Here is a 26,141-nt window from a genome sequence, read left to right as displayed (position 1 = left end):
CGACCACGAGCGCGGGGTCAAGCTCGGCGGCTCCGGCTTCTGGATGTACACCGGCATGGGCGCCCGGTTGGAGTGGGCGCTGCTGAACTTCTTCGTCGACGAGCACATCAGCGCCGGCTACGAGTTCCTGCTCCCGCCGCACCTGCTGCTGGACACCGCCGGGTTCGCCGCCGGGCAGTTCCCGAAGTTCTACGACGACGTCTACCACCTGGACCGGGAGTCCGCCCCACGCGGCCAGTTCCTGCTGCCCACCTCGGAGACGGCGATCCTCGGGGCGTACCAGGACGAGATCCTGGAGACCGCGAAGCTGCCGCTGAAGGCGTTCGCGTACACCCCCTGCTACCGGCGCGAGGCGGCCGGCTCGCACTCCGACGAGCGGGGCACCGTGCGGGGCCACCAGTTCAACAAGGTGGAGATCTTCCAGTTCTGCCTGCCGGATCAGGCCGACGCCGCGCTGGAGGAGATGCTCCTGCACGCGGAGAGCCTGGTCGAGAAGCTGGGCCTGCACTACCAGCGCACCCTGCTCTCGGCCGGCGACGCCAGCGCGTCGATGAAGAAGACCCTCGACATCGAGGTGTGGATGCCGAGCACCGGCAAGTACAAGGAGGTGTCGTCGGTCTCCTGGGCCGGCGACTACCAGGCGCGCCGGGCGGCCATCCGCTACCGCGAGCCGGGCGGCAAGCAGACCCGCTTCGTGCACACCCTCAACGGGTCGGCGCTGGCCACCAGCCGCCTCTTCCCGGCCATCCTGGAGCAGTTCCAGCAGCCCGACGGCTCGGTGCTGGTCCCCGAGGTGCTCCAGGCCCGCCTGGGCACCGACCGCCTGACCCCCCGCTGACCGTCCCGGTCCCTTCCCCGCGCGCCCGTGTCGAGTTCTTCGACACGGGCGCGTGACGTTTCGCCCGTTCCCGGGCAGGTCGACGCATCCACACATGCCCATGCATTGACAGCGCTTGCAATGCGCTTGTAACCTTTCGGAAATTTTCAAGCCGCACTGCAAGATCCCGGCACCGCCGGGGCTCCCCCGGCCTCGCCACCGCCCCGTCCCCGCCCCCGTCAGGAGTCCTCCCATGCAGAGACGTCGACGGTTGTCGGCGATCGTCGCCCTCGGCGCGATCGCCGCCCTGATCGCCCCCACCGTCACGACGGCGCCCCCGGCCGCCGCGGCCCCCGCGGGCACCAGGAAGGTCATCGCCAACCTCTTCGAGTGGAACTGGTCCTCGGTGGCCACCGAGTGCCGCACCACCCTCGGCCCCAAGGGCTACGGCTGGGTGCAGGTCTCGCCGCCCCAGGAGCACGTCCGGGGCTCGCAGTGGTGGCTGGCGTACCAGCCGGTCAGCTACCGGATCGAGTCCCGCAAGGGGACCCGCGCCCAGTTCAAGTCCATGGTCGACACCTGCCACGCGGCCGGGGTGAAGGTGGTCGTCGACGCGGTCGTCAACCACATGTCCGGGCAGGACAACGGCGGCACCGGCTGGGCCGGCTCGACGTACGGGCACTACGACTACCCGGGGATCTACCAGACGCAGGACTTCCACCACTGCGGCCGCAACGGCGGCGACGACATCGCCAACTACAACGACCGGTGGGAGGTGCAGAACTGCGAGCTGGTCAACCTCGCCGACCTGAAGACCGAGTCGGACTACGTCCGGACGAGGATCGCCGGCTACCTCAACGACCTGCTCTCGCTCGGCGTCGACGGCTTCCGGATGGACGCCAGCAAGCACATGCCGGCCGCCGACATCGCCGCCATCAAGGGCAAGCTGTCCCGCTCGGCGTACATCGTGCAGGAGGTGATCCACGGCGCCGGCGAGCCGATCCAGCCGGGCGAGTACACCGGCAACGGCGACGTGCACGAGTTCCGCTACGGCAAGGACCTGGCCCGGGTCTTCCGCTCCGAGCGGCTCGCCTACCTGCGCAACTTCGGCGAGGGCTGGGGGCACCTGCCCAGCGCCTCCGCGGCCGTCTTCGTGGACAACCACGACACCCAGCGCGACGTCGGCGGGGTGCTGACGTACCGCGACCGGGGCATCTACGCGCTGGCCAACGCGTTCATGCTCGCCTGGCCGTACGGCTCCCCGACCGTCATGTCGAGCTACACGTTCAGCCAGCGCGACCAGGGCCCGCCCTCGGACGGCTCCGGCAAGACCCTGGACGCCACCTGCTACTCCGGCTGGGAGTGCGAGCACCGCTGGCCGGTCGTCGCCAACATGGTCGGCTTCCGCAACGCCACCGAGGGTGCCGGCGTCGTCAACTGGTACGACAACGGCAACAACCACATCGCCTTCGGCCGGGCCGGCAAGGGCTACGTCACGATCAACGACGAGGACCACGCGGTCACCGGCCGGTCGTACCAGACCGGCCTGCCGGCCGGCCGCTACTGCGACGTCATCCACGGCACCTTCAGCAACGGCACGTGCAGCGGGCCGGTGATCACCGTGGACGGCAACGGCTGGTTCGCCGCGAACGTGCCCGCCCACGACGCGATCGCCATCCACGCGGGCGCCCGGCTGAGCTGACGACCCCCGCTGTCGCGGACCCCGCCCCCGGCCGACATTCCGGCCAGGGGCGGGGTTTCGCCGTTCTCCACCCGTTACAGTTTGTTTGTGCGTTTTGACCGAATGAACCGGCGGCCCGTCCGCGTGCTGGCTGCCGTCGGCGTACCCCTGCTCCTGCTGGCCACCGGGGCGACGGGCTGGGCGCTCACCCCCCGGACCGCGCCCACCGCGCCGCCGGTCGTCGGAGCGCCCGCGCCGACCAGCGCGGCCCCGACACCCGAGCGGGTGCCCGCCGCCGCGCCCGCGCCGGACCACCTGCCGGTGGTCGACTACGACCCGGCACCCACCGGCTTCCCCGCCGATCCGGACACCCTGGACACCAGGCCGCTGACCGAGGGCCTGCACCCGACCCGCCGGATCGCCGCCTACACCGCCCCCGGCGGCCGGCCGCTGGCCTTCCTCGACCCCACCATCAGCGGCGTCGAGCTGACCATGCCGATCGCCCAGCGGCGGGCCGGCTGGGTGGCGGTGCTGCTCCCGTCGGCCAACCGCACGCTCGCCTGGCTGCCGCCCGGCGGCTACACCACCTTGGCGCTGCGCGACCAGCTCGTGGTGGAACGCAAGCCGCACCGGCTCACCTGGTACCGGGCCGGCCGGGCCACCCGCAGCTGGGAGGTCAGCCTCGGCCAGCGCGGCCAGGAGACCCCGCTGGGCCGGACCTTCGTCCTCGGCCGGACCCCGCCGCCGGAGAGCGTGTACGGGGGCGTCGACATCTTCGCCCTCGGCTCGGTGCCCGACGACCCGGACTCGGTGCCGGCGGGCCTGCGCGGCGCGCACATCGGCGTGCACAGCTGGTACCACGACGGCGAGCTGGGCCGGAACACCACCAACGGCTGCATCCGGCTCACGAAGAGCGGGCAGCGGGAGCTGCTGGCCGAGCTCCGCCCCGGCACCGAGGTGGTGGTGGTCGACGAACTGCCCGCCCCGCCCCCGACGGCCTGAGCACATCGGCACCGCCCTCACCGCCACGACGGTCGCCGTGAATGGTCGCCGTCATGGTCGGGCCAGAGCAGGCACCGCCGGCCGTCGGGCATGCGCCGACCGCAGAACACCCAGTGGCGTACGTTTTGATCATCTTCAGCCGACACGGTCGTGCCCGCCGGGTCGGTCTGCGGCAGCACGCGCCTCGTAGACGACCGCCAGGTCGCCGGCGATACGGTCAGGGAACTCCCCCACCTCATGCGGATCGAGCCCGCGTCTGCCCAGCCGCGTCGACCCGAACCACCGCTCGCGCCGCAGCGGATGGTAGGCCGCCGCCGAGCGGTAACGGGTCGGAGTCTGCGCGGACATCCCTGATCAATTGCACGAGCGGTAGCGAGGGCTGCGAGAACCGTCCTTGTCGGATAGTGTTCGCCCTCTCACCGAAACGTGAACGCGCCTTTCGCGCCCACCCTCAGTCCGGGAAGGACGGCATGGCCAGCATCGAGCAATTAGAGGCCATTTGAGGGGCAGTCGGATGAATGGACCATCTCACGGCAGCGCCGAGCACCGGTCGCAGCCCCGGCGCAGTGGCGGGCGGCACTGGATCGTCACCGCGGCTGGTATGCCTGCGCTGCAGTTCTTGGGACTGCTCGCCGTCCGACTGGACGGGCAGTACGAAAGGTGCGTCGCAAAGCACGGAGCGGCATCGGCCGACAACCTCAACGGCGTTACGGGACCGTGTTACTCGGCCATGATGTGGGCAGGAGCCTTCTCGCTCGGCTTCATCACGGTCATCGGGGCAACCGTCATCGTGGGCTTGGTCCTCGGAATCACTGACGGACGGGCGCGACACCGCTTCGCGCACGGCCGTTGGGTGTGCGTCGTCGTGGTGGTCCTCACCGGGCCATGGGCGATGCTTTCCTACGCCCTCGCCTACGGGCTGGGCCGTCTTCTGCCTGCTCTCCGGCCACCCGAATACCGACCACCCCCGTCCGTGGCCGCCCAGCATCAGGGCTGGATCGAGGCGATACATCTTTACCGGCGGCTCGCGAGAGGCGAGCCACCGCCCACCGTGATCGCGCCCGGATTCATCGGGCCGGGTGCCGTCTACCTGGACGCGCCGTTCACCTACTCCCGCTTGTACGGCACCACGGTAAGCATCGAGCGAGGCGGAACCTTCGTCTACGGTTCACCGGCCGTCGTCACCGGTGCGGTCGTCGGCAACCTCATCGGTGGCAGCATCGCTCGATCCCGCGCAGCCAGCCTGGCGCAGCCACAATGGCGTGAGTTCGCTTACGTCCGGGTCATCGTGACGTCAACTACGACGTGGTGTTGCCTGGACGGCCGTTGGCTGCTGTTCGACCATGATGCGGTTCTGGAATATTCCATCGATGGGCTCAGCTGCATCCTGTCCTTCGCCAGTGTGGAACCGTTGCGGCTTTCCGGCCCGTCCATCTGGTGCCATGCCGTCATGTTCGCCTTTGCCCGGTACGGACCGGGCCAGTGGCAACAGGCGCCATTCCTACATCCGCTACGCGAAGCAATTCATGGCGCGGCCAGCCCAGGCCCGAGAGATCAGCAGGCAGAACCGGCTCACGGCTGAAGCGAGCAGAACGCCACCCTGACCGCCACTAGCAGACTGTACAAATAACGGCTGATCGACCGATCAAGGGAGAGACGCCAGATGACGACCGAGATCACCTCGGGGCAGGAGCCGGCCGCAGGATCGGTGAGCGCGGTCACGGATGAGCAGTTGATCGCGATGCTGGTCGATCGGGCTCGTGGTGACGGGCTAAAGCTGACCGGCGAGGGTGGGCTGCTGCAGCAGCTCACGAAGCGGGTTCTGGAGTCGGCAAGGCCGTCCGCGCCCGCGGACACTTTCCCAACGAACAGGCCGCGCTCATGTGCGTCTACATGGCGTTGATGAGCCTCGACCCCACCGGCACCGGCCGACGGCGCTGGACCATGCGGTGGAAAGTACCCTTGAACGCCTTCCAGATCGCCTTCGAGGGCCGGCTCACCCCGGCCGACCACTGACCACCTCAACAACCAAGATCAGCCGTTAACTTGACACTCCCCTAACTGAACGGCGTTGCCACTAGCCCGCTTCGACGTCGACCGGCGCAAGCTGGCGCGGCAGGGACGGGCGCGCCAGCCCGAGCGTGCGCCACAGGAACTCCAGCGTCAGCGCCCAGACGAAGGCGCGCTGCTCGTTGTTCGCCGCCGCGCCGTGCCCGCCCTCGACGTTCTCGTGGTAGGCGACCTCGTGGCCGTGCTCGCGCAGCCGGGCCGCCATCTTGCGGGCGTGCCCGGGGTGCACCCGGTCGTCGCGGGTCGAGGTGACCAACAGGACCGGCGGGTACGCCGAACCGCCGCCGACGTTGTGGTACGGCGAGTACCGGCGCAGGAACTCCCAGTCGGCCGCCACGTCCGGGTCGCCGTACTCGGCCATCCAGGAGGCACCGGCCAGCAGCCGGTGGTAGCGCCGCATGTCCAGCACCGGCACGTGCGCGACGACCGCCCCGAACAGCGACGGGTAACGGGTCAGCATCACCCCCGTCAGCAGGCCGCCGTTGCTGCCGCCGAAGATGCCGAGCCGCTCCGGCGTGGTGATGCCGCGCGTCACGAGGTCGGCCGCCACCGCCGCGAAGTCCTCGTACGCCCGGGGCCGGTTCTCCCGCAGCGCGGCGCGGTGCCACCGGGGGCCGTACTCCCCGCCGCCCCGGATGTTCGCCACCACGTAGGTGCCGCCCCGGGCCAGCCAGCCCCGGCCGATGATCCCGCTGTGGTACGGGGTCAGGGAGACCTCGTAGCCGCCGTAGCCGGTGAGCAGCGTCGGCCCGCCGGGCGCGTCCGGGTCCCCCACCACGAAGTACGGCACCCGCGTGCCGTCGGCCGAGGTGGCGAAGAACTGGCGTACCGCCAGGCCGTCCGCGTCGAAGGACGCCGGCGCCCGTTTGAGCGTCTCGACCGCGCCGCCGACCTGTCCGAGCCGCAGCGTCGCCGGCTGGAGGAACCCCTCCGAGACGAGCAGGTAGGAGTCGCCGTCGTCCGGATCGGTGTCCACGACACGGCTGTGGTCGAACTCCGGCACCCCCGGGAGCGGCTCCCGCCGCCAGCCCTCCCCGTCGGGCGTCAGGACCTCGAGCCGGCTCCGCACGTCGACGAGGGTGGCCAGGATCAGGTGGTTGCGGGTCCAGAAGTGCCCGCTCAGCGACGTGCGGTCGTCGGGCCGGAAGAGCACCGTCATCTCCCGCTCGCCGGCGAGGAACGCGTCGAACCGGGTCACCAGCAGAGCGCCCGCCGGATGGGTCACCCCGCCGACCGGCCACGGCGACCGCAGCCGGACCAGGAGCCATTCGCGGTGCACGTCCCACTCGGCGTCCTCCGGCACGGCGATCCGGATCCGCTCGCCCGTCCCCGTCAGCAGGTGTCGCTCCGAGCGGTAGAAGTCCAGCCGGCGGCCCACGAAGTCGCGCTCGAAGCCGGGCGTCGGGTCGTGCGAGGCCCACGCGGCGACGTCGTCGGCGTGCCCCTCCTGGACGACCTCCGCCTCCGACAGCGGCGTGCCCCGCCGCCACCGCCTGACCACGCGGGGATACCCGGAGGTGGTCAGCGAGCCGGGCCCGAAGTCGGTGGCGACGTAGATGTGGTCGGCGTCGATCCAGCCGACGTCGCTCTTCGCCTCGGGCAGCGTGAAGCCGTCCTCGACGAAGACGCGGCGGCCGAGGTCGAACTCGCGCACGACGGCCGCGTCGCCGCCACCCCGGGACAGGCTGACCAGGCAGCGCCCGTGACCGGGGCGCAGCACGGTCGCCCCGCCCCAGACCCAGTTCTCGCCCTCCGCCGCGGCCAGCGCGTCCAGGTCGAGCAGCACGTCCCACTCCGGCTCCGGCCGGCGGTACTCCTCGATCGTCGTCCGGCGCCAGAGCCCACGCGGATGCGCCGCGTCGGTCCAGAATTCGTAGAGGTGCTCCCCGCGCCGTCGCGGCAGGGCGATCCGGTCATCGGCGTCGAGCACCCGCCGGATCTCGCTCCGCAGGCCGGCGAACGCCTCGCCCCCGGTGAACGCGGCGGCGGTCTCCGCGTTGCGGTCGCGCACCCACCGGGCGGCGTCCGCGCCATCGAGGTCCTCCAGCCAGAGGTACGGGTCGTCGCTTTCCACGCTCACCCTCGCCACCCCGCCACTATGCCCGAAGGGAGGCGCGCCTCCGGGTCCCAGTGTCGGCATTCGGATCGCACGCTCCAGGAGGCGGCGACATGACGGCTCCCGGCCGGTCCGGGACGGCCGGCCCGCGGCGGCGCACCGGGCCCCGAGGCCACCAGGGGTCGCCTCCGGCTTCGTCGTCGACGCGGCCGGCCTTGCGGCGACGGGCCAGACCGGGGCGCCCGTCGCCCGGCCGGCGGCCCCTGTGCGGGTGTCCCGATCGGCGCACCCGCACAGGGCTTCCGCCGCCCGTCACGGGCGGTCCGGTCAGAACTGCTCGACCCAGTACGGGGCGACGTCCATCCAGCCGTTGGCGCCCGCGCCGTCCTTGCGGCCGCTGCTGGCGGTGCTCAGGGTGTACCAGGCGTCCACGAAGTCCGGGTCGTCGGTGTACCAGGAGGTGGGGATGGCGTCGAGGATCGCGTTGACCAGCGGGGTGTACGCGCCACCGTCCACGATCACCAGCAACGCGCCGGCGATCGCCTTGACCAGCGCCGAGTAGTTGGTGTCCCCGTCGTCCTCCATCATCACCACGTCGGCCAGGTTGTACTTGTACGACGAGAAGTGCACCAGAAGCTGGTTCGGGTGGTACGTGGTCCCGTCGTGGTCCAGGTACGGCATCTGCACCAGGTCGACCTTGACCTTCCCGTCCAGCCCGAACCCGGCCACGAGGTTGTAGATCTCGGCGTCGCCCTTGATCCAGGGCTCCTCGTCGTCGCTCAGCCGGATGGTGTTCACCTTCGTGGCCCAGTAACCGGCCGAGGCGGTCACCCCGGAGGCGCGGGTCGCCGGACGCGCCGGAGCCGCCCGGCCGATGCCCCGCACGCCCAACTCGGCCCGCATCAACGCCAGCCCCGCGGTGAGCGCCCGCTCCGTATCGACGTCGACCACGAGCACCGGCCGCTGCGGCACCCGCGCGGCGTCCAGCACCACCGTGGCACCGGAGCGGTCGTACGCGGTCACGCTCACCGCCGAGTCGTCGGGTGGGGTGGCCGCCACCAGCGGCGCCTCGCCGCGGGCCAGCGCCGCGCGCATGTCCGGGTGGGCCAGCCGCAACCGCAACAGCGAACCGGTGCCGACCGGCAGGCCCTTGGCGAGCAGCAGCCGCTGGTTGGCAGCGCGGAGTTGGCCGGCGAGCCGGGCGTCGACGCCGGCGGCGAGCAGGTCGACCGGGCCACTCGCGGCGGAGACGCCCAACCGGGTCAGCTCGGACCGACCGGTGAGGGCCACCTGACGGGCCACGCCGTCAGTGATGGCGAACACCGGGCTGGCGACCGCCGGGGTCGGGGCGTGGTGGTCGGGCCGGGCGTACGCCGGGGTGGCGACCGCCGCGACCAGGGTGGTGGTCGCGAGGCCGAGCGACAGGACGGCGCGGCGGAAGGTACGTCGGTTCACATGGACTCCTCTGCGTCTCCCGGCCATCGGCTCGTGGCGGCGACCAAGAGATTGACGACGATAGCTACATAGGTATACGTCCATCGGTAAGCCGTCAATGTCGCGTGACGGCGGCGCTACCGCGAGCCCGCGCTCACCGCCGTCCGGGCCCCCGCGAGCACTCGCCGAGCGGGGCTTGGTGTGGCGTCGAACGACATGCCCGGTGAGCCACGTTGGCATGGGCGCGACTGTCGCGGGTAGTACCCGAACATGAGGGCGAGTTTCCGGCTCGGCCGGATTGCGGGCGTACCGGTCGGGGTCAACTGGAGCGTCCTGGTCATCTTCGTGCTGATCGCCTGGGGGCTGGCGGCCAACCAGTTCCCCCGGGCCTACCCGGACCGGCCCGTCGCCGCGTACGTCCTGGCGGGGCTCGCGGCGGCGGTGGTCTTCTTCCTCGGCCTGCTCGCCCACGAGGTCTCGCACGCGATCGTCGCCAAGCGCAACGGGCTGGAGGTCGGCGGGATCACCCTCTGGCTCTTCGGCGGGGTGGCCGAGCTGCGCGGCGAGGCGCGCGACCCGGGAGCGGAGCTGCGCATCGCCGGCGTCGGCCCGCTGGTGAGCCTGCTGATCGGGCTCTTCTTCGGCGCGATCGCGGTGGTGCTCGCCGTGGCCGGGGTGGAGGGGCTGCTGATCGGCTCGCTGGCATGGCTGGCCGGCATCAACGTGCTGCTGGCGGTCTTCAACGCCCTGCCGGCCGCCCCGCTCGACGGCGGGCGGCTGCTGCGCGCGGCGGTCTGGAAGGCCACCGGCGACCGGACGAAGGCGTCGGTCGTCGCCGCCCGGGCCGGCTGGGTGCTCGGCGCGGTGCTGATCGGCCTGGGGCTGTGGCAGTTCCTGGCCGGCGTCGGCTTCGGCGGGCTGTGGCTCGCCCTGATCGGCTGGTTCCTGATCGGCGCCGCCGGCATGGAGGAGCGGCAGGCCCGGATGGGCAGCGCGCTGCGGGGCGTCCGGGTGGCCGACGTGATGACGCCGCAGCCGCAGACCGCGTCGGGGCAGATGACGGTGGGCGACTTCGTCGACCACTACCTCTTCGCGTACCGGCACACGGCGCTGCCGCTGACCGAGGACGACCGGCCCGTCGGCCTGGTCACCCTCGACCGGGTGCGCGGCATCCCGGCGGACCGCCGGGCCGCCACCACGCTGGCCGAGGTGGCCTGCCGCGCCGACGAGCTGGTGCTCGCCCGGCCGGAGGAGCCGCTGAACGAGCTGCTCCCCCGGCTCAGCGAGTGCGCCGACGGGCGGGCGCTGGTGGTGACCGACGGCCGGCTCGTCGGGATCGTCTCGCCGAGCGACATCAGCCGGGCGGTGCAGCGCGGCAGCCTCCGCGAGCAGCTGGCCGACAGCCGGCCCGGCCGCTAGTCGCGCGGAAGGTAGTGGTCGAGCAGGTCGGTGCGGAACGTGCCGGCCGGGTCGAGCCGGCGCGCCAGGTCGAGGAAGTCGGCGTACCGGGGCCAGGCCGCGGCGAGGACCGCCGGGGCGAGGCCGAAGACCTTCCCCCAGTGCGGGCGCGGTGCGAACGGCGCGAGCCGCTCCTCCACGGCCGCCACCACCGGCAGCACCGCCGCCGCGTCCGCGGTCCAGGTGAAGTGGATGGCGAGGCTGTCCCGCTCGTGGTTCGGGCTGAGCCACAGCCCGTCGGCGGCCACCGCCCGCAGCTCGCAGACCTGGAGCACCGGCGCGATCAGGTGCGCCACCGGGTCCAGCGCGGCCAGCGCCGCCGCCGCCGAGCCGCGCGGCACGTGGTACTCCGACTGCAACTCCTCCCCGCTGCTGGGGGTGAACCCGAGCCGGAAGTGCGGCAGCCGTTCGTGCCAGGGGCCCGGTTCGCCGAGCTGCGGGGTGCAGTTGCGCGCGGGCATGCCCGACACGGGGTGCCGCGGCGCGTCGGCCGCCGTGGTGCCGAGCCAGTCCGCCGGGAGCGGGGCCGCCTCCGCGAGCTGCTTGACCCACACCTCCCGCAGCCGCGGCGACCGCCAGTCGGTGAAGACGCTGACGCTGTACGCCGAGGCGAAAGCCGCGTCCAGCGCCGCGCGGGACAGGCCGAGGCGGACGTGCTGACGGATCTCGAAGGTCGGCACCACGTCCAGGGTGACCCGGGTGACGACGCCCAGCGCGCCCAGCGCCACGACCATGCCGGCGAAGGTGTCCCCGTCGGCCGCCCGGTCCACGGTCAGCAGGTCGCCGCCGGCCGTGACCAGCTCCAGCCCGGCGACCGCGCTGGCCAGGTTGCCGATCGTCTCCCCCGACCCGTGGGTGCCGGTGGCGACCGCCCCGGCGACCGAGATGTGCGGCAGCGAGGCGAGGTTGGCCAGGGCGTACCCGCGCGCGTGCAGCCAGGCCGCGAGGTCCCCGTACCGCATGGCGGCCGGCACGGTGACGGTCGCGAGGTCCGGGTCGAGCGCGACGGTCGCGGGCAGCCCGGCCAGCGAGACCAGGTCGCCGGTGGTGTCGCCGAGGCGGTTGAACGAGTGTCCGGTGCCCACCACCCGGAGGCGGTCGCTGCCCGCCACCAGCCGGCGCAGCTCGTCCAGGGAGGAGGGGCGGTGGTGGCGGCGGGCGGCGTAGCGGACGTTGCCCGCCCAGTTGCGCCGTGGCCCGGCCCCGGCGGCGCTCACGGGGTGCGGTGGCGGTCGGCGGACCGCTCGTCGGCCGGGGCGCCGCCGAGCGCGTCGACGAAGCGGTCCCCGGCGTGCCGGGTCAGCGCCGCCGCCACCTCGGCGGGCTTCTCCCGGACCCGCGCCAGGTCCAGCAGCTCCACCGCGGCCCGGCCGTCGACCGGGTGGCGCGCGTCGGTCGGCAGGTCGGCCAGCGCGCCCGGCGCGGGCACGAGCAGCAGGCGCGGCGTCGACGACAGTCCCTCCCGGGCCGGTGGCCGGGCCAGCGCCAGCGCCGCGACCTGCGCCCACGCGATCGTGCGGCGCAGCCCGGGGCGGCGGACGGTCAGGCCGTCGACGTCGATGACGAACCGGAACGGGCGCAGGAGGCCGACCAGCACGCCCCCGCCCAGCAGCACGGCGCCGAGGGCGACCAGCCGGCGCAGCAGCGTGTGCTCCCCCGGCAGCGCCAGCAGCACCCCGCCGCCGACCACGCAGGCCAGGGGCAGCACCAACGCCCCCCGGTTGCGGTGCAGTTCCACGTCGTACCCCCGTTCGACACCGTGGTCGTCGGGAGGCATCATCCGACGACCACCGGCGGGGCGGAAACCGGTCGATCGGGCACGGTTACCCCGCCGTCGTCGGGGAACCCTACGCCGATGAGCAGCTACCGCGATCCCGCCCCACGGGGCGACGTGTTCCCCTCGGGCCAGGAGACCGACCCGCCCGGCACCGGACCAGCGCTGTCGGGCGGGGCGTACCCGGCGGGCACCTCGCCCGGCCCCCGGCCGACGCCGGCGCCCCCGCCCGCGCCGCGCCCGGTGCCCCACCCGGGGCCGGCGCCCCGGGTGGGCGCCGCACCTGACGCCCGCTCCGGCCCGCCGGCTCAGAGCTGGGGCTTCACCTCGGCCGCGACCAGCTCCAGGTGGTCGAGATCGGCCAGGTCGAGCACCTGGAGGTAGAGCCGCTCGCTACCGATCTCGGCGTACCGGCCGATCTTGTCGACCACCTCGGCGGGCGTGCCCGCGAGGCCGTTCTCGCGCAGCTCGTCCGGATCCCGGCCGATTGCGGCGGCCCGCCGGGCCACCTCGGCGTCGTCCCGCCCGCAGCAGAGCACCAGGGCGTTGGACCAGCGCAGCTCGCCCGGGTCCCGGCCGGTCTCCGCGCAGGCGGCGCGGACCCGCGCGAACTGGGCGGCGGTGTCCTCGACCGAGACGAACGGCATGTTGAACTCGTCGGCGTACCGGGCGGCCAGGCGGGGCGTGCGCTTCGGGCCCTTGCCGCCGAGCAGGATCGGCGGGCGCGGGTCCTGCACCGGCTTCGGCAGCGCCGGCGAGTCGCTGACCGGGTAGTACTTCCCGGCGAAGTCGAAGGTCCCGCCGGGCGGCGTCGCCCAGAGCCCCGTGACGACGGCGAGCTGCTCCTCCAGCCGGTCGAAGCGCTCCCCCAGCGGCGGGAAGGGGATCCCGTACGCGGCGTGCTCCTCGGCGTACCAGCCGGCGCCGATACCCAGCTCGACCCGGCCGCCGCTCATCTGGTCGACCTGCGCGACGGTGATGGCCAGCGGGCCGGGCAGCCGGAAGGTGGCGGCGGTCATCAGCGTGCCCAGCCGGATCCGCCGGGTGTCCCGGGCCAGGCCGGCGAGGGTGGTCCACGCGTCCGTCGGGCCGGGGTCGCCGCTCACCGCGCCCATCTTCAGGTAGTGGTCGGAGCGGAAGAAGGCGCCGTAGCCGGCCTCCTCCGCGCAGCGGGCCACGGCGAGCAGGTCGTCGTACGTCGCGCCCTGCTGGGGTTCGGTGAAGATCCGCAGTTCCATGCTCCGAGCATAGGGAGCCGGCCGGGCCGGCGCGCCGTTCCGGCCCTTCCCCGGGCGGGTGCCCGCCGCGCGAAGTGGCGGGCATCCGATAGCGGCGTCCCTGGCCCCGCCTCGCCGGGCGGTCCAGAGTGGAGGCCGAGCGACGACGCGAGGAGGAACCCATGGAGGACCAGCACCGGGACCGGCTGATCGGGGCGGTGGACGCGCTGCTCCCGGAGGTGTCCCGCCGGGCCGGGGAGATCGAGGCGGCCCGGGGGCTCCCCGCCGACCTGCTCGACTCGCTGCGGGCGGCCGGCTGCTTCCGGATGTTCGTCCCCCGCAGCCACGGCGGGTACGAGGCGGACCTGCGCACCGGGCTGCGCGTGCTGGAGGCGCTGGCCCGGGCCGACGGCTCGACCGGGTGGACGGTGATGATCGGCGCCGAGACGCCGCACCTGCTGGCGATGCTCTTCCGCGACCGGTTCGACAAGGCCTACGCCGACGGGCCGGACGTGGTGGTCGGGGGCGGGTTCGCCCCGCAGGGGCGCGCCGAGCCGGTCGACGGCGGCTTCCAGGTCACCGGGCGGTGGGCGTTCGCCAGCGGCTCCCGGCACGCCGACTGGATCTTCGGCAACTGCGTGCTGACCGAGGGCGGCGAGCCGCTGCCCGGGTCGGCGGGCGCACCGCCGGCGGTGCGCTCCATGCTCTTCCCGGCCTCCCGGGTCACCGTGCACGACACCTGGCACGTGCTCGGCCTGCGCGGCACCGGCAGCCACGACGTCGAGGTGGCGGACGCCTTCTGCCCCGCGGAGGAGAGCTTCGACCTGTTCACCGGCGTGCCCTGCGTACCGGGGCCGGGCTTCGTGGCGCCGCTGGTCCACTTCGTCCTGCACCTCGGCGCGGTGGCGGTCGGCATCGCGCAGGGCGCGCTGGACGACATGGTCGCGCTGCTCGAGGGCGGCCGGCAGCGGCTCTACGCCCGGCAGTCGCTCGCCGACTCGCCGGCCTTCCGCCTCCAGCTCGGCCGCGCCGACCTGGACGTACGGGCGGCCCGGGCGCTGCTGCGGGACCTGGCCGACGACCTCTGGGCGGCCTGCGCCACCGACCCGGCGGCGATCCCCGCGCTGCACCCGCGGGTCTCCGCCGCGCTGCCCTGGGTGACGGAGCGGGCCGCCGCCGCGGTCGACACCTGCTACCGGGCGGCCGGCGGCGGGGCGGCCCGGGACTCGTCCCCGCTCCAGCGTCGGTTCCGCGACATCCACACGTTCAGCCAGCACGCGGCGGCGGCCGAGGGCTGGCTGGCCAACAACGGCGCGCGGGTGCTCGGCCGCCCGGTGGAGCTGGCCTACTGACGCCCCGGCCGGCGTCGGGTCGGGGCCCGACGCCGGCCGCGTCTCCTAGACGTACGGCCGGGTGGCGTACGCCGCCCTCAGCGCGGCCAACCCCGTCGACTTCGGCGACAGGGTGCCCCAGCCGGAGTTGAAGTAGTTGGTCCGCGCGATCCGGGGGCCCCGCTCGGCGTTGAGCTGGGCGATGGCGGCCGGCACGGTGGCGATCCAGGCCGCCTGGTCCGGCACCTCCGCCACCCGTACGCCCCACTCGGCGATGATCACCGGCCGGGAGAGGGCGACGGGGCCGAGGTCGGCCACCGCCCAGTCCTTCGTCCGGCGGAACCGGGCCAGCGCCGTGTGGGTGGGGCTGGTGGCGTAGGCGTTCCACTGGAGGAAGTCGAGCTTGGCCATCAGCGCCTCCGGGTGGGTGCGCTGGAAGCAGGCCCGGTCGAAGCCGCCCACCCCGACCGAGAACGTCGTGCCGGCGGGCAGCTGGCGGGCCTTGAACCAGTTCACGATGTACGTCAACGCCTGCACCGCGCGGGCGTCCGACTGCGCCCACGGGTAGCTGACGCCGGACTCGGTGGTGCCGAACTCGTGGTCGGTGTCCAGCTCGGAGGCGAGCTGGATGTTCACCCCGAAGCCCAGGGTCCGGTACTGGGACAGGGCGCGGGCGAACAGCCCGTCGCAGTGCCCGGCCAGGACCTGGCTGTAGCCGTACGCCCGGGGCCAGGTCGTGCCCGGGCGCTGCTGGATGGTCATCGCGGGCGCCGGGACGGTGTGGGTGACGCCGTCCACGGTGAAGGTCTGCGGCCCGGCGTTGGGCGCGCCGTAGTGCTTCAGCTCCAGCACCATGTTCATCTGCACCCCGGCCCTGCCGAGGGTGATCAGCCACGGCCGTTGGTAGCCGGGGAAGGTGTAGCCGTCGGCGAAGCTGCGGTACTGGGTCAGCGAGCGGAAGTTCCCACCGGCCATGTCGGCCGTGGGGTCGGCGCCGCCGGAGAGGTAGTAGCCGCCCAGCACCGGCGGCGCGATCGTGTAGTCGGCGGTGGCGGTGGCGGTGCGCCCGCCGTTGTCGCGCACCGTGACGGTGACCCGGGGCATCACGCCACCGCCCGGTAGACGGCCACCGAGCCGTTGTCCGACGCCTTGGTCCAGGTGCGGCCGGAGTCGTCGGTGACGGTGAGGGTGAGCGGGTCGATGACGGCGGTGACCCTGACCGGCGCGCTGCTGTTGCCCTGCGCGTCGGTCACCACGATCGTGACGGTCACCGGCTTGGTGTCGGCGTCGCCGTAGGTGACGGTCAGGATCATCTGGTCGCCGGGTGAGTAGGTGGAGGCGTTCAGGGAGGCGGTGGCGGTGGGAGCGGCCATTGCCGGCTCCTCTCGTGCTCGGTGTCCGGACCGACCGGCTCGTGACCACGGCCGGATCCGGCTGGGGAGGATGGGTCGGGCGACGACCGGGTCGCCGGGCACGCGACGGCGTGGGCCCGGGACGGGTCATGGGTACGGCTCGCCGGCCGCGCTCGTCTCGGGGTTGCCGCGCGGCTCCGGTGGCTGCCGGGATGGGGACGTCGGTGTCGGTGTCGGTGAGGCGGCTTCCGCCCGGGCACCCGGGACGGTGACTGCCGGAGTGCGACCTCGCGGTGCGTGGGCGGCCGGCGGTGCGCTACGCCGGGGCCGTCGCGGGGTCGGGCTCGGTGATGGCGGTGTCGGCGGAGACGATGCTGTCCCCGCCGGGCCCTAGGAATGGGTTGCGGCCCGCCATCCTCACGCCTCTGACCTGCTACAACAGTGCGCCGCGAAGGCGTTCCGCGTCCTGTCCGTCATCGGACGGCCGGCGTGTCCGGCAGGTGACTGCGCTCCGGCCGGAACTGTGCCGAAGCTGCCCTGGCGACGACCTCCTCCGGGCTGAGCGGCGCCTTCGGATGGTGGGACAGGCACATCGGCGTGTCCACCTTGACGAACGCGAAGCCCTCCCCGGCCACGTAGAACTGGCCGCTCTGCATGAGGCCGATGTCGGGCAGCCGGCCGCCCTTGGCCTCCGCCAATTGACGGGCCGCGTCGATCTGCGCGGGTGCGTTGAGCAGCCCGAAGAACTGCGTGGTGGCGTTACCGGAGATCTGGTTGTGCAGCCCTTTCGGCGCCTGGGTGGCGAAGACCAGCCCGAGCCCGTACTTGCGGGCCTGCGAGGCCAGAGCGATCGAGCTGGCCGTGCAGGCCGTCTGCCCGGTCGACGGGGCGAGGGTCTGCGCCTCGTCCATCACGAAGAGCCCGCCCAGCGGCCGATCGCCCGCCGGGTGCCGCTTGATCCAGGCGAACAGGGCCATCTGCAACTGGTTGACGAAACCCTGCCGTTCCTGGTCCGACGTGAGCCCGACAAAGCTGATCACAGAGATGCGGGCCCGACGCCCCGGCGAGGGGGTGAGCAGCAGGCCCGGGTCGGCCGGGGAGCCGACGCCACCGAACAACGGATCGGTGACCATGGCAGCCTTCAGGGTCTCGGCCAAGTCCTCGGCCAGCTTGTCCGCCCGGTTCAGCCGGCTCACCCCGTCGGGCAGCTCGGCGAGGAACTCGGTGAAGCCGGGCAGGCCGACCATTCCGCTTCTCGCGTACGCCTGGAGGGCCTCGGTCAGCACGGCCTTGCCCTGCTGGGCCACCCTCGTCGGCCGGTCCACCCCGGCGCGCGGGGCGAGCGCCTCCACCGCCGAACGGATCGCCTGGTCGAACTCGTCGGACGAGTCACGCACGGGGGTGAAGTCCGGCAAGGGCTGGAAGCTCAGCGGTCGACCGGCGTTGACCCGGGGCGTCCAGATCACCACCTCGGTGTGGTCGAGGTGGTCGCGGGCCCGCTCGGCGTCCCCTGGGACCCAGCCTGCGGGCGGCTCTGGCCAGGGATCGCCCAGGCGGGCGAGGTCGTTGTTGGGGTCGAGCACGATCGCGGACACGCCCTGTCGCGCGCACTCCTCGACGAGCCGCCGGATCAGCACGGTCTTACCGGAGCCGGAGCCGGCGAAGATCACCGTGTGGCGGCGTAGCGACTCCAGATCCACTGTGAAAGGCCGCGCCCCGTCGGTGGTTCGCCCCAACAGGATCGAGGTTCCGTCTGCCGCGAGCGTCCGGGTGTCGGCCCGTGCGTCGTCCTGGCTGCCTGCCCCGGCGGTCGGCCCGACGTCCGGGCGGGTCGCTCCGGCGGAGCCGCCCAGGAGCACTGCGAACAGCTGGGTGGAGCTGGCCGGCCGGCGCGCGACCAGCCACTCCTGCAGCACCGAGGCCGGTTCGCCGCTCAGCTCACGAAGTGCGGCGAACACCCGCAGGTCCGCCTCCTCCACGCCGCGGCGGACGCCGCCGGCCGCGTCGAAGGCCGCCAACACCTCGGCCGTACGTTTCCCGGTCGGCCACGGGCCGTTGCGCAGCAGCACCAGCCGTCGCTGCGGCAGCGCGCGGTCGAGTCCCGCCATGGTGCAGGCCGCCTTCACCCTGGCGGTAGCCGCGATCGCGTTCGGATGGGAGAGCCCGCGGAAACACCAGTGCGCCTCGTTCTCGGTGGCTTCGTCCAGCACCTCGATCAGTCGTCCGTGCAGCGCAGGTTTGCGGCCCGGCGGCGGGTCGTACTTGTAGCTGGCGCCGGTGGGGGCCTGCTCGGCGATCCAGGCCGCCAGGCCGGCCGCGAGGAGCGGCGGCATCTGCTCGTCCTCGGTACGTAGATCGAGCGCGGCCCTCACGTCAGCCCCCGCCACCAGCTCGGCGAACCGGTCGTCGAGCCGCCGCAGGGACACGTCGTCGCCGGTGTCCGTGTCGGGGCGTGGCCTCCGGTCGGCTGTGGCGACCGTGCCTGGCCGCTCGGCCGCGTCCACGACGTGGTCACCGACCTCGATGAGGCGGCCGAGTTCGATCACCTCGTCCCGGTCCCGGCACCAGGCGATGTGCCGGTCCACCCGGCGAAGCAACGCCCGGGGCGTCAGCGCCGGGGCGTCGGCGAACGCGTCGGGGCTGATCGGCCAGGTCGGATACGGCGGCGCGAAGCGCGGCCCGGCGAACGCGGCGGTGAAGCGTTTGGCCACGATGGCCCGACCGATCTCGGGGGTGGGGATCCGGTCGGGAAGGGTCGCCTGCCGGAACCGGTCGCCGACCGGAGTGGGGGCGCTCCTGGTCAACAGCTCCCAGGTGTCCGGCAGACACGAGACCACGATCAGCGTCCGGCGGGTGACGTCGCGCAGCTTCAACAGTCCGTCGGCGATGGGCCCGACGACCTTCGCCTGGGCGTCCTCCAGTCCGGCGTACTGGTCGAACATGGCGGTGCTGGTCTGGGCGAACAGCGTGTCGAGCTGGTCGACGGCTATCACGGTGGGGTCGAGCGTCAACGCCATCAGCCGGGAGACGTCCTGGACGATCTGCTGCGGGGTACGGATCACCGGGGTCAGCCCCCACGCCGTGCGGCCGGCCGGGTCACCCGGCTCGGAGATCAGGTGGGCGTAGCCGACGTCCTGTGCCTCAAAGTCCAACGCACCGTGCAGGACGAGTGCCCGGGCGGTGTCCTGACAGTCCCGGCCGATCTCGCGATGGCGCGTGCGCAGGGCCCGCACGAAGGTGTCCAGCTGCTCCCGGGTGACCGGCTTCGTGCCGGCGACCGCGTCGCGTACGTCCGCCGGAATGCCGAGCTGGGCGGTGAGCCGCCGCAGGAACGTACGCAGCTGGGTGCCCCAGCCGAACGCGTCCCGGCCCATCCCCTCGACGAGTGCCAGCGCCACGCTCTCCCAGAACGTCTTACCGCTGACCATGTCGACCAGGAAGAAGTAGCCGCCTTCGCGTTGGATCCGGTCCCGCACCGCCCCGAGCAGGTGGGTCTTTCCGGCGCCGGCCCGCCCCTGCATGGCCACCCCGAGGGGCACGGTGGTGTCGTCGGTGCGGGCCTTGCCGACGCCGCGCAGGATCTCCGCCACCACCTTCTCGTGCAGCTCCGGCACATCGTGCGGGCTGGGCCGCCACACGTCGTCGGGGGTGACCGCCGGGTTGAGACTGACCGCCTCGAGTGCGGCGCGTGCGTCCTCGCCGATCATGCCGGGCCGATCGCCAGGGTGTGGTTCTCCTCGTCCCCGATGCGCACCGCCGCCGCCCGGTCCCGCGCGGTCAACGACTTGGTGTTGGCGACCGGGATGATCCGGACGCCGTCCTGGCGGACCATGGCACGCAACGTCGCGTCGACGGTCGCGCGGTCCTGCCCACCGAGGCGCTCGCGCAGGTCGGCGAGCCCCACCCAGGCTCCCGGCTCCCGGGCCAGCTCGCGGTAGGCCGCGCGGATCAGGGCCTCCAGGGCGCCAGGCTCTGCGGCCACCGGCGCCGGCAGGAGAGCGGGAGGCGTCGAGCCGGCCGCCGGGCCCGGGATGGCCGGTGGCTGCGTGAAGAAGTCGGCGTGGCTGAGCCCCAACCGGCTCAGCGAGCGGTGCAGGCCGGCCAGCAGGGTGAACAGCGAACGGGTGGCCGAGCCGCTGCGCGCGGGCAGGGCACCGGCGTGCAGCTGCCGCACCACCCGCCACCCCTCGTCGGTCAGCTCGTGCGAGAAGGGCCGGTGCGACCGATCGGTCTCGACCAGGCCGAGCTCGACGAGCTTGGCGTTGTCCTTGCCGGTCAGGCTGAACCCGGCCAACTCCTTCAGCTCGTTGTTGGTCAGGTTGCGGGCCTCGACCATCAGCACCACAAGCGCGTTGATCTGGTTGGGCGTCAGGTCGGGAAGGTCCGCCGTGCTCGTCATGGTGCCTCTTCCATGTGGGGGTGCGCGCCGCTCCGGCGACGACGGTCCAGCAGTTGACGGATCATGCCGACCACGGCCTGGACGTCGGACAGCACCTGCTCGTTGGTGAACCGGAGCACGTCCAGCCCGAGCAGTTGCAGTCGCACGTCGCGTCGCCGGTCGTTGGCGAAACGGATTCGTTCCCGATGTTCCGGGCCGTCCACCTCGACGGCAAGTCCCTCGACCGGCCAGAAGAGATCCAGGCGGTAAATCTCGCCGAGCGGGTGCCAGTCGTACGTGTGGTTCCACCGCCTGCCCCGGGCCCACTCGTGCGGCCCCAGTGCCAGCTCCAGGGCCTGCTCGGCAACGCTGTCGCCGCGCGGCACCCCGGACAGCGGCGGAAACGTCAGCGTCGGCGGAGGCTCCCGGACGGTGTCGGGAACCCGACCCACCTGCACCGCCAACTCGGTCAGGCTCGACGGCAGCGAAACCGGAACCGACCGGATCCGGTCGACCGTACGAAGTCCTCGCCCCGCCAGCCACACGGCGAAGCGGCCGTGCCGCACCAACCACTCGGCGGCGGCGACCAGCGCGCGTTCCCCGTCCGTCGTCAGCTCGTCGGTCAGACCGACCAGCAGGACGCACCCGTCGCGCTCGTACGCGTCAGCGATGACACGGGCCAGGCCGGCAGCCCGTACCTCTGCCGGGAAGCGCGGTCGACGTCGTCGATCCTTCCCGTCGAGCGCGCGCTCGGCGAGGTCGGCCAGGAACGGGCCGAAGTGCGCGGAGCGGGCGGCGGCCCGCGAAGCCAGGGACCGGACAGCGGCGGCACCCAGCGCGCCAGCACCGTCGAGCCGTTCGGCACCGGGCAACCAGCGGGGGAACATCTGGAGCGCCGCGTGATCCAACTCGTCGAGGACGGCGGCAAGCAGGTCGGTGAAGCCGCTGTGATCCGGTACGTGGTACCGGACGACGACCGGGGCGGCGACCGGTACCGGATCGAGGCCCACGTGGAGCAGCTCGGCATCGATGTCGGGCAGGTGGCTGACCTGCCGGGGCGGCAGGGCCGCCCACCAGTTGCCGGAAGGTGCGCCACTGGCCATGGCCGAGCACGTTACCGAGGACCGATCGGGGGTGCCGCCCCGTCCGGGCCGGCTGCCGACGCCTCGGCGAATGAGCAGGCCGTGTCCGGGCTGACCGGGGGTGGATGCCTCGACCGCCTCAGTACGGGTAGCGGGCCGGGGCCGGAACGCCGCGCTGGCGCCGCAACTCGACCGCCCGCTTCTCCTTGCGGATGATGGCCACGGCGTACCAGGTGAACGCAGCGGACACCAGCGCCAGCGGGACGGCTCCCCAGAAGGGCCGGCCTTGCGCCCACGAGATGGGCAACGCCAGCACCAAGACCACGGTGAACGCGGTGAACACGACGGCGAGGACTCGCAGCCCGCCCACGGTACGCACCATGACGCCTGGTCCGCCCCCGACGAAGCCGACCTCCTCCGGCCGGTAAAGGGCCAGTTCCCCATCGACGGTGCGCATCAGACGCCACGCCTCCCCACGCTCCCGAAGCCGTTGGTACTCGGCTCGGGCGGCCTCGTCACGAGCCGCCCGTCCGGCGTCGTCTGCGGTCACCGTCTGATTCCTCCCGCCAAACGGTGGCGCCTCTCGGTCAGCCCACCTCGTCCATCACGCCCGCAAGCTGGGCGAGTATTCGAACCAACTGTGTCACGGGCTGCCTCACGGCCGCCCGGCCGTCGTCGCAGCTCTTTCGAGGCTGCCCGCTTCGCTGCCGCGTTCGCGACCGCACGTTCGCGGCGGTCGGAGCCGTGGGCGCGGCGGCGGCCGCAGACCAGGCCGCCGGCGCTCCCATCAGCATGCCGCCGGGCCCGTAGAGAGGGCTGAGCCGGGAGGAGCCGCAGGCAGCCCAGGCCATCGGCCAATCGCGGGTTGGTCTCACCACGAAGATCCACCCTGGCCGACGGGCGCGGTGATCGAGACGGATCGCCCGGCGTTCACCGGGCGGCGAAGGCACCGGGATCGGCCGTACAGTGTGCGGACCATTCGATCGAGGAGGGTCCCGTGACCCAGCCGCCACCGGTGCCGGGATCCCCGGAGCCCGTCGGCACGTCCGCGAACCCCGACGGTGAGAACCCCGGGACCGCGACGCCGTACCTGCTCGCCATGCCACCCGTCGACGGGGCTCCGCCCGCCATGGTGTGGCCCGGCACGGAGGGCGCGCCCGCCTGGGCGATCCCGGTCAGCATCCCGGCGGGCACGCGCGGATACGCCGTGTTCATCCCGCTGGTGCCGGCCACCGCGCCGACACCAGCCGTGACGGACACCCACCCGACGGTCGCCGCCCCGACGCCGACAGACCCGGACACCCGCCCGACGGTCGCCGGCCCGACGCCGGCGCCCACGGGCCCCGACAGCCGCCCGGCCGTGCCGAGGCAGGTGGACGGCGGGGATGCAGAGGCCACGACAGCCACCGCCGACACGAAGGGCTCGCCGCCTGCGGTCGAGTCGGCACCGGAGGCCGCAGGCCCGGCGCCGAGCGCGCCGTCGCACCCGACCACCGCGCCGGCCACCACTACCGCACCGCCACCGGCCGCCGCCCCACACCCGGCGCCCTACCGGATCGGGGTGCCGAGCGGCGCGCCGATGCCGTACCGCGGCTACCAGCCGACCCCGCCCCCGCCGTCGTTCCTCGACACGCGCTGGCCGGGGCCGAAGCCCGCCCGGGACCGGGCCGTACCGGCCGCGGTCCTCGCCGGAGCGCTGGGGCTGGCGTTCTTCGTACCGCTCACCCGCACCGGCATCGGCTGGTTCCTCGGCTGGCTCGCCCTGACCGTCGCGGTGGTCCTCGCGGTCCGGCGGACGGGCGCGGAACTGCCGCGCGCCGAGCGGCGGATCCGCGCCGGCTGGGCGGCGGCGGCGCTGGCGCTGCTGGCGGTCCTGGCCTTCCGCAACGCCTGGTGGCTGGTGACGTTCTGCGTGCTCGGCGCGCTCGGCTGCGCGACCCTCGCGATCGTGGGCGGCCGGCTCATCCGATCGATCCTGTTCAGCCTGGTGGCGGCCCCGTTCGCGGCGTTGCGAGGGCTGCCGTGGGTGCGCGGTCACCTGCACGCCCCCGCGAACCCGGGTCTGGCCCGTCGCGTCGTCGGGTCGGCCGCGGCCACCCTGGCCGCGCTGATCGTCTTCGGCGCGCTCCTGTCCTCGGCCGACGGCGCCTTCTCCGTGGTGCTCGGCGAGGTGATTCCCGAGGTCAACGTCGGCACGGTGTTCCGCTGGGTCTTCCTCGCCGCCGTGGGCGGGCTCTGCGCCGTCGCCGCCGTCTACACGTTGGCCGCGCCACCCGACCTGTCGACCGTGGACCGGCCCGGCACGCGCCGCTTCGGCGTCGTGGAGTGGGCGCCGGTCATCAGCGCGCTCACGCTGCTGTTCGGCGGCTTCGTGGCGGTGCAGTTCACCGTCCTGTTCGGCGGGCAGCGACACGTGCTGCGCACCGCCGGTCTCAGCTACGCCGAGTACGCGCGCAGCGGGTTCTGGCAGCTCGTCGTCGTCACCATGCTGACGCTGGCGGTGCTCGGCGGGGTGGCCCGCTGGGCGCGACGGGACCGGGCCGTCGAGCGCCACCTGCTGCGGGTCCTGCTGGGCCTGCTCAGCGTGCTCAGCTTCGTCATCGTGGTGTCGGCGCTGTCGAGGATGTACACGTACCAGAAGGTCTACAGCTTCACCGGCGAGCGGCTCTTCGTGATGGCGTTCGAGCTGCTGCTCGGCACCGTGTTCCTGATGATCCTGGTGGCCGGGCTCCGCTGGCGCGGGGCCTGGATCCCCGGCACGACGGTGGCGCTCGCCGTGGTGATGCTGCTGGGCCTGGCCGTGCTCAACCCGGAGGACTACGCCGCCCGCCGCAACATCGCCCGGTACGAGCAGACGGGCAAGATCGACGCCTGGTACCTGCGGGCGCTCTCGGCGGACGCGACGCCGGCCCTGACCGGCCTGCCCGACCCGGTGCGCCGCTGCACGCTGAGCTGGATCGCGGACGACCTCGAAGAGCCGGACCCGTGGTACGCCTGGAACCTCGGCCGCGTCCGGGCGCGCGCGGCGCTCGACCGGGTCGGGCCGGGCGCCATCGGCGGCCCGCGCGACTGCCGGGCCGCCGACCAGTTCGACCTGCCGAAGCGCCGCCGGTGACGGGCCCGCCGTCCCCGGGTCGACCGGGGACGGCGGGTGCTCAGCCGAGGTGGTCGGCCGGCGTGGTCCGGAGCAGCCAGGCCAACGGCATCCTGGCGACGAGCAGCACGAACCCGGCCGATGCTCAGGCCGGCGCCGTCCCCCGGACCGCCCAGGCCCGGGCGGTGAGCCGGACCGACCCGTCCGGCGCCACGGGCATCCGGGCCGACAGCAGGTCGCGCAGGCGGGCCCGATCCGGCGCGGTCAGGGACGCGACGTACGTCGGGGCGGGACCCTGTCCGCCCAGGAACGGGGTCCAGTAGTCGTCGAAGTCCGCGAACACCGTGGGCACGTCGACGGGCCGGACCGCCACCGCCGTCAGGCCCGCGTCGGTCCACAGCCCGTGCAGGGACTCCGGGTCGCACACCGCGAACCGGCGGCCCTCGTCCCGTTCGGCCACGGCCGGGTCGAGCAGGGCGGCGGCGTCCCAGAAGTGCCGCAGCAGCGCCATGCCCCCGGCGTAGTCCCAGACGTAGGCGGCGGCCACCCCACCCGGCCGGGTGACCCGGGCGAACTCGGCGACGGCGCGCGCCGGCTCGGGCACGAAGTTGACCGCCAGGCCGCTGACGACGACGTCGACGCAGCGGTCGGGCAGCGGCAGCGCCCGGGCGTCGCCGACCTGGAAGCCCGCCCGCGCGTCGCCGACCGCCGCGCGGGCGTACGCCACGAAGCCCGGCGAACGGTCGACGCCCGCGACGTACGCCGGGTCGGCCAGCGCCAGCACGGTCGACGTGAGCGCGCCCGTGCCGCAGCCCACGTCCAGCCAGCGCCGGCCCGGCGGCACGGCCAGCCAGTGCAGGAACTCCCTCGCGACGGGGCGGCTCCACCGGCCCACGTACGCCTCGTAGGCCTTGCCGTCCGCCCAGACCGGGTGCGCCATGCGGAGACCATACGACGCACGCGGCGTGACGGGCAGGGCGGCGGGCCAGGGCCGGTTCGCGGCGGTTCGACTCGATCAGCCAGACTCGGTCGTACCCCCGATCCCGCCCGACAGCTGCCGAGAACCCCCGTACCCCTCGTCCGATGGTTGGAGCGCATGTCCCACACCCTCCTGATCTGGTTGGTCGGCGGCGTCCTGCTGGTGGGCGCGGGCTTCGCCACGACCCTGCTGCCCAGGTGGCGGGCGCGGGGGTTGGAGCACCGGACCGCCTGGTCCGCCGCCCGCGCGGCCATCGACAGCGCGGCCGTCAGCCGGGACGCGGCGGCGTCCCGGGTGCCGGCGGCCGATCGGCTGCTGGCCCCGCGGTGATCCGCGACGAACTCGTCGCCACCGGCCTGGGTGAGCTGGTCGAGCCCGCCTCCTGACCGGCGGGGGCGGTGTGACTTCGGTCGCGC

Annotated in this window: 21 protein-coding genes and 2 pseudogenes; 10 read left to right on the top strand and 13 right to left on the bottom strand. The window is 73.4% G+C overall.

Features of this window, described 5'->3' with window-relative positions; translation table 11 throughout:
- From AB0G13_RS26210 to AB0G13_RS26200, 3 genes are all read left to right on the top strand, one after another.
- Positions 1-838 (top strand): aminoacyl--tRNA ligase-related protein (locus AB0G13_RS26210; RefSeq protein ID WP_357879382.1); only part of this gene is annotated, 838 nt, incomplete at its 5' end.
- A gap of 232 nt (positions 839-1,070) precedes the next feature.
- Positions 1,071-2,519, top strand: a complete 1,449-nt coding sequence (locus AB0G13_RS26205; RefSeq protein ID WP_357879379.1) for an alpha-amylase family protein — start codon at positions 1,071-1,073, stop codon at positions 2,517-2,519.
- 87 nt (positions 2,520-2,606) lie between these two features.
- Positions 2,607-3,500 (top strand): L,D-transpeptidase family protein, encoded by an 894-nt coding sequence (locus tag AB0G13_RS26200; protein WP_357879376.1) that lies wholly within the window; start codon positions 2,607-2,609, stop codon positions 3,498-3,500.
- Positions 3,501-3,662: 162 nt separating this feature from the next.
- Here AB0G13_RS26200 and AB0G13_RS26195 read toward each other — a convergent pair.
- Positions 3,663-3,848, bottom strand: a pseudogene (locus tag AB0G13_RS26195) (DivIVA domain-containing protein); the annotation flags it as partial.
- A gap of 253 nt (positions 3,849-4,101) precedes the next feature.
- Between AB0G13_RS26195 and AB0G13_RS26190 the strand changes: the two are divergent.
- From AB0G13_RS26190 to AB0G13_RS26180, 3 genes and pseudogenes are all read left to right on the top strand, one after another.
- The gene (locus AB0G13_RS26190) at positions 4,102-5,082 is read left to right on the top strand and encodes a hypothetical protein (protein ID WP_357879373.1); all 981 of its coding nucleotides are present in this window, start codon (positions 4,102-4,104) and stop codon (positions 5,080-5,082) included.
- Positions 5,083-5,163: 81 nt separating this feature from the next.
- Positions 5,164-5,403, top strand: a complete 240-nt coding sequence (locus tag AB0G13_RS26185) for a hypothetical protein (RefSeq protein ID WP_357879370.1) — start codon at positions 5,164-5,166, stop codon at positions 5,401-5,403.
- Positions 5,334-5,516, top strand: a pseudogene (locus tag AB0G13_RS26180) (IS256 family transposase); the annotation flags it as partial. The gene AB0G13_RS26185 and the pseudogene AB0G13_RS26180, both read left to right, overlap by 70 nt.
- Positions 5,517-5,577: 61 nt before the next feature.
- Here the strand turns inward: AB0G13_RS26180 and AB0G13_RS26175 are convergent.
- Together AB0G13_RS26175 and AB0G13_RS26170 are read right to left on the bottom strand one after the other, a co-directional pair.
- Entirely contained in the window at positions 5,578-7,650 is a 2,073-nt protein-coding gene (locus tag AB0G13_RS26175; protein WP_357879367.1) for a prolyl oligopeptidase family serine peptidase, read from the bottom strand.
- Positions 7,651-7,953: 303 nt separating this feature from the next.
- On the bottom strand, positions 7,954-9,081 hold the full coding sequence (locus tag AB0G13_RS26170; protein ID WP_357879365.1) for a DUF3103 family protein: 1,128 nt from the start codon (positions 9,079-9,081) through the stop codon (positions 7,954-7,956).
- Between the two features lie 249 nt (positions 9,082-9,330).
- Between AB0G13_RS26170 and AB0G13_RS26165 the strand changes: the two genes are divergently transcribed.
- Positions 9,331-10,479: a site-2 protease family protein gene (locus tag AB0G13_RS26165; protein WP_357879362.1), complete on the top strand. Its 1,149-nt coding sequence runs from the start codon at positions 9,331-9,333 to the stop codon at positions 10,477-10,479.
- Here the strand turns inward: AB0G13_RS26165 and AB0G13_RS26160 are convergent.
- The 3 genes from AB0G13_RS26160 to AB0G13_RS26150 form a co-directional block, all read right to left on the bottom strand.
- Positions 10,476-11,735: an FAD-binding protein gene (locus tag AB0G13_RS26160; protein WP_357879359.1), complete on the bottom strand. Its 1,260-nt coding sequence runs from the start codon at positions 11,733-11,735 to the stop codon at positions 10,476-10,478. The two genes, AB0G13_RS26165 and AB0G13_RS26160, sit on opposite strands and share 4 nt — an antisense overlap.
- Positions 11,732-12,298, bottom strand: a complete 567-nt coding sequence (locus AB0G13_RS26155; RefSeq protein ID WP_357879357.1) for a hypothetical protein — start codon at positions 12,296-12,298, stop codon at positions 11,732-11,734. Before AB0G13_RS26155 ends, AB0G13_RS26160 begins: the two co-directional genes overlap by 4 nt.
- A 302-nt stretch (positions 12,299-12,600) precedes the next feature.
- On the bottom strand, positions 12,601-13,530 hold the full coding sequence (locus AB0G13_RS26150) for an LLM class F420-dependent oxidoreductase (protein ID WP_357879354.1): 930 nt from the start codon (positions 13,528-13,530) through the stop codon (positions 12,601-12,603).
- A gap of 161 nt (positions 13,531-13,691) precedes the next feature.
- On the opposite strand from AB0G13_RS26150, the gene AB0G13_RS26145 reads away from it, so the two are divergent.
- Entirely contained in the window at positions 13,692-14,861 is a 1,170-nt protein-coding gene (locus AB0G13_RS26145; RefSeq protein ID WP_357879351.1) for an acyl-CoA dehydrogenase family protein, read from the top strand.
- A gap of 45 nt (positions 14,862-14,906) precedes the next feature.
- On the opposite strand, the gene AB0G13_RS26140 is transcribed toward AB0G13_RS26145, so the two are convergent.
- From AB0G13_RS26140 to AB0G13_RS26115, 6 genes are all read right to left on the bottom strand, one after another.
- A complete protein-coding gene (locus AB0G13_RS26140; RefSeq protein ID WP_357879348.1) occupies positions 14,907-15,944 on the bottom strand; it encodes a hypothetical protein in 1,038 nt (345 codons plus the stop codon).
- The gene (locus tag AB0G13_RS26135; protein ID WP_357879346.1) at positions 15,944-16,213 is read right to left on the bottom strand and encodes a hypothetical protein; all 270 of its coding nucleotides are present in this window, start codon (positions 16,211-16,213) and stop codon (positions 15,944-15,946) included. The genes AB0G13_RS26140 and AB0G13_RS26135 overlap by 1 nt, the downstream gene beginning before the upstream one ends.
- A gap of 452 nt (positions 16,214-16,665) precedes the next feature.
- Entirely contained in the window at positions 16,666-19,899 is a 3,234-nt protein-coding gene (locus tag AB0G13_RS26130; protein ID WP_357879343.1) for a DUF87 domain-containing protein, read from the bottom strand.
- Complete coding sequence (locus tag AB0G13_RS26125) at positions 19,896-20,591, bottom strand: hypothetical protein (protein WP_357879340.1); 696 nt, start codon at positions 20,589-20,591, stop codon at positions 19,896-19,898. Before AB0G13_RS26125 ends, AB0G13_RS26130 begins: the two co-directional genes overlap by 4 nt.
- Positions 20,588-21,673: a DUF559 domain-containing protein gene (locus tag AB0G13_RS26120; RefSeq protein ID WP_357879336.1), complete on the bottom strand. Its 1,086-nt coding sequence runs from the start codon at positions 21,671-21,673 to the stop codon at positions 20,588-20,590. The genes AB0G13_RS26125 and AB0G13_RS26120 overlap by 4 nt, the downstream gene beginning before the upstream one ends.
- A gap of 118 nt (positions 21,674-21,791) precedes the next feature.
- Positions 21,792-22,202: a hypothetical protein gene (locus AB0G13_RS26115; RefSeq protein ID WP_357879333.1), complete on the bottom strand. Its 411-nt coding sequence runs from the start codon at positions 22,200-22,202 to the stop codon at positions 21,792-21,794.
- Positions 22,203-22,649: 447 nt separating this feature from the next.
- Here AB0G13_RS26115 and AB0G13_RS26110 point away from each other — a divergent pair, with 447 nt between their 5' ends.
- Positions 22,650-24,767 carry a DUF4153 domain-containing protein gene (locus AB0G13_RS26110; RefSeq protein ID WP_357879330.1) on the top strand — a complete coding sequence of 706 codons (2,118 nt, stop codon included), beginning with the start codon at positions 22,650-22,652 and terminating at the stop codon, positions 24,765-24,767.
- Positions 24,768-24,891: 124 nt separating this feature from the next.
- On the opposite strand, the gene AB0G13_RS26105 is transcribed toward AB0G13_RS26110, so the two are convergent.
- On the bottom strand, positions 24,892-25,686 hold the full coding sequence (locus tag AB0G13_RS26105; RefSeq protein ID WP_357879327.1) for a class I SAM-dependent methyltransferase: 795 nt from the start codon (positions 25,684-25,686) through the stop codon (positions 24,892-24,894).
- A 156-nt stretch (positions 25,687-25,842) separates the two neighbouring features.
- On the opposite strand from AB0G13_RS26105, the gene AB0G13_RS26100 reads away from it, so the two are divergent.
- Positions 25,843-26,055 (top strand): DUF6403 family protein, encoded by a 213-nt coding sequence (locus AB0G13_RS26100; protein WP_357879324.1) that lies wholly within the window; start codon positions 25,843-25,845, stop codon positions 26,053-26,055.
- The last annotated feature ends 86 nt before the right edge of the window (positions 26,056-26,141 follow it).

This window comes from Micromonospora sp. NPDC023633 (assembly GCF_040640035.1).
Lineage (GTDB): Bacteria > Actinomycetota > Actinomycetes > Mycobacteriales > Micromonosporaceae > Micromonospora.
The sequence above is the reverse complement of the archived record's forward strand: the minus strand, read 5'-3'. Positions and strand labels throughout refer to the sequence as shown.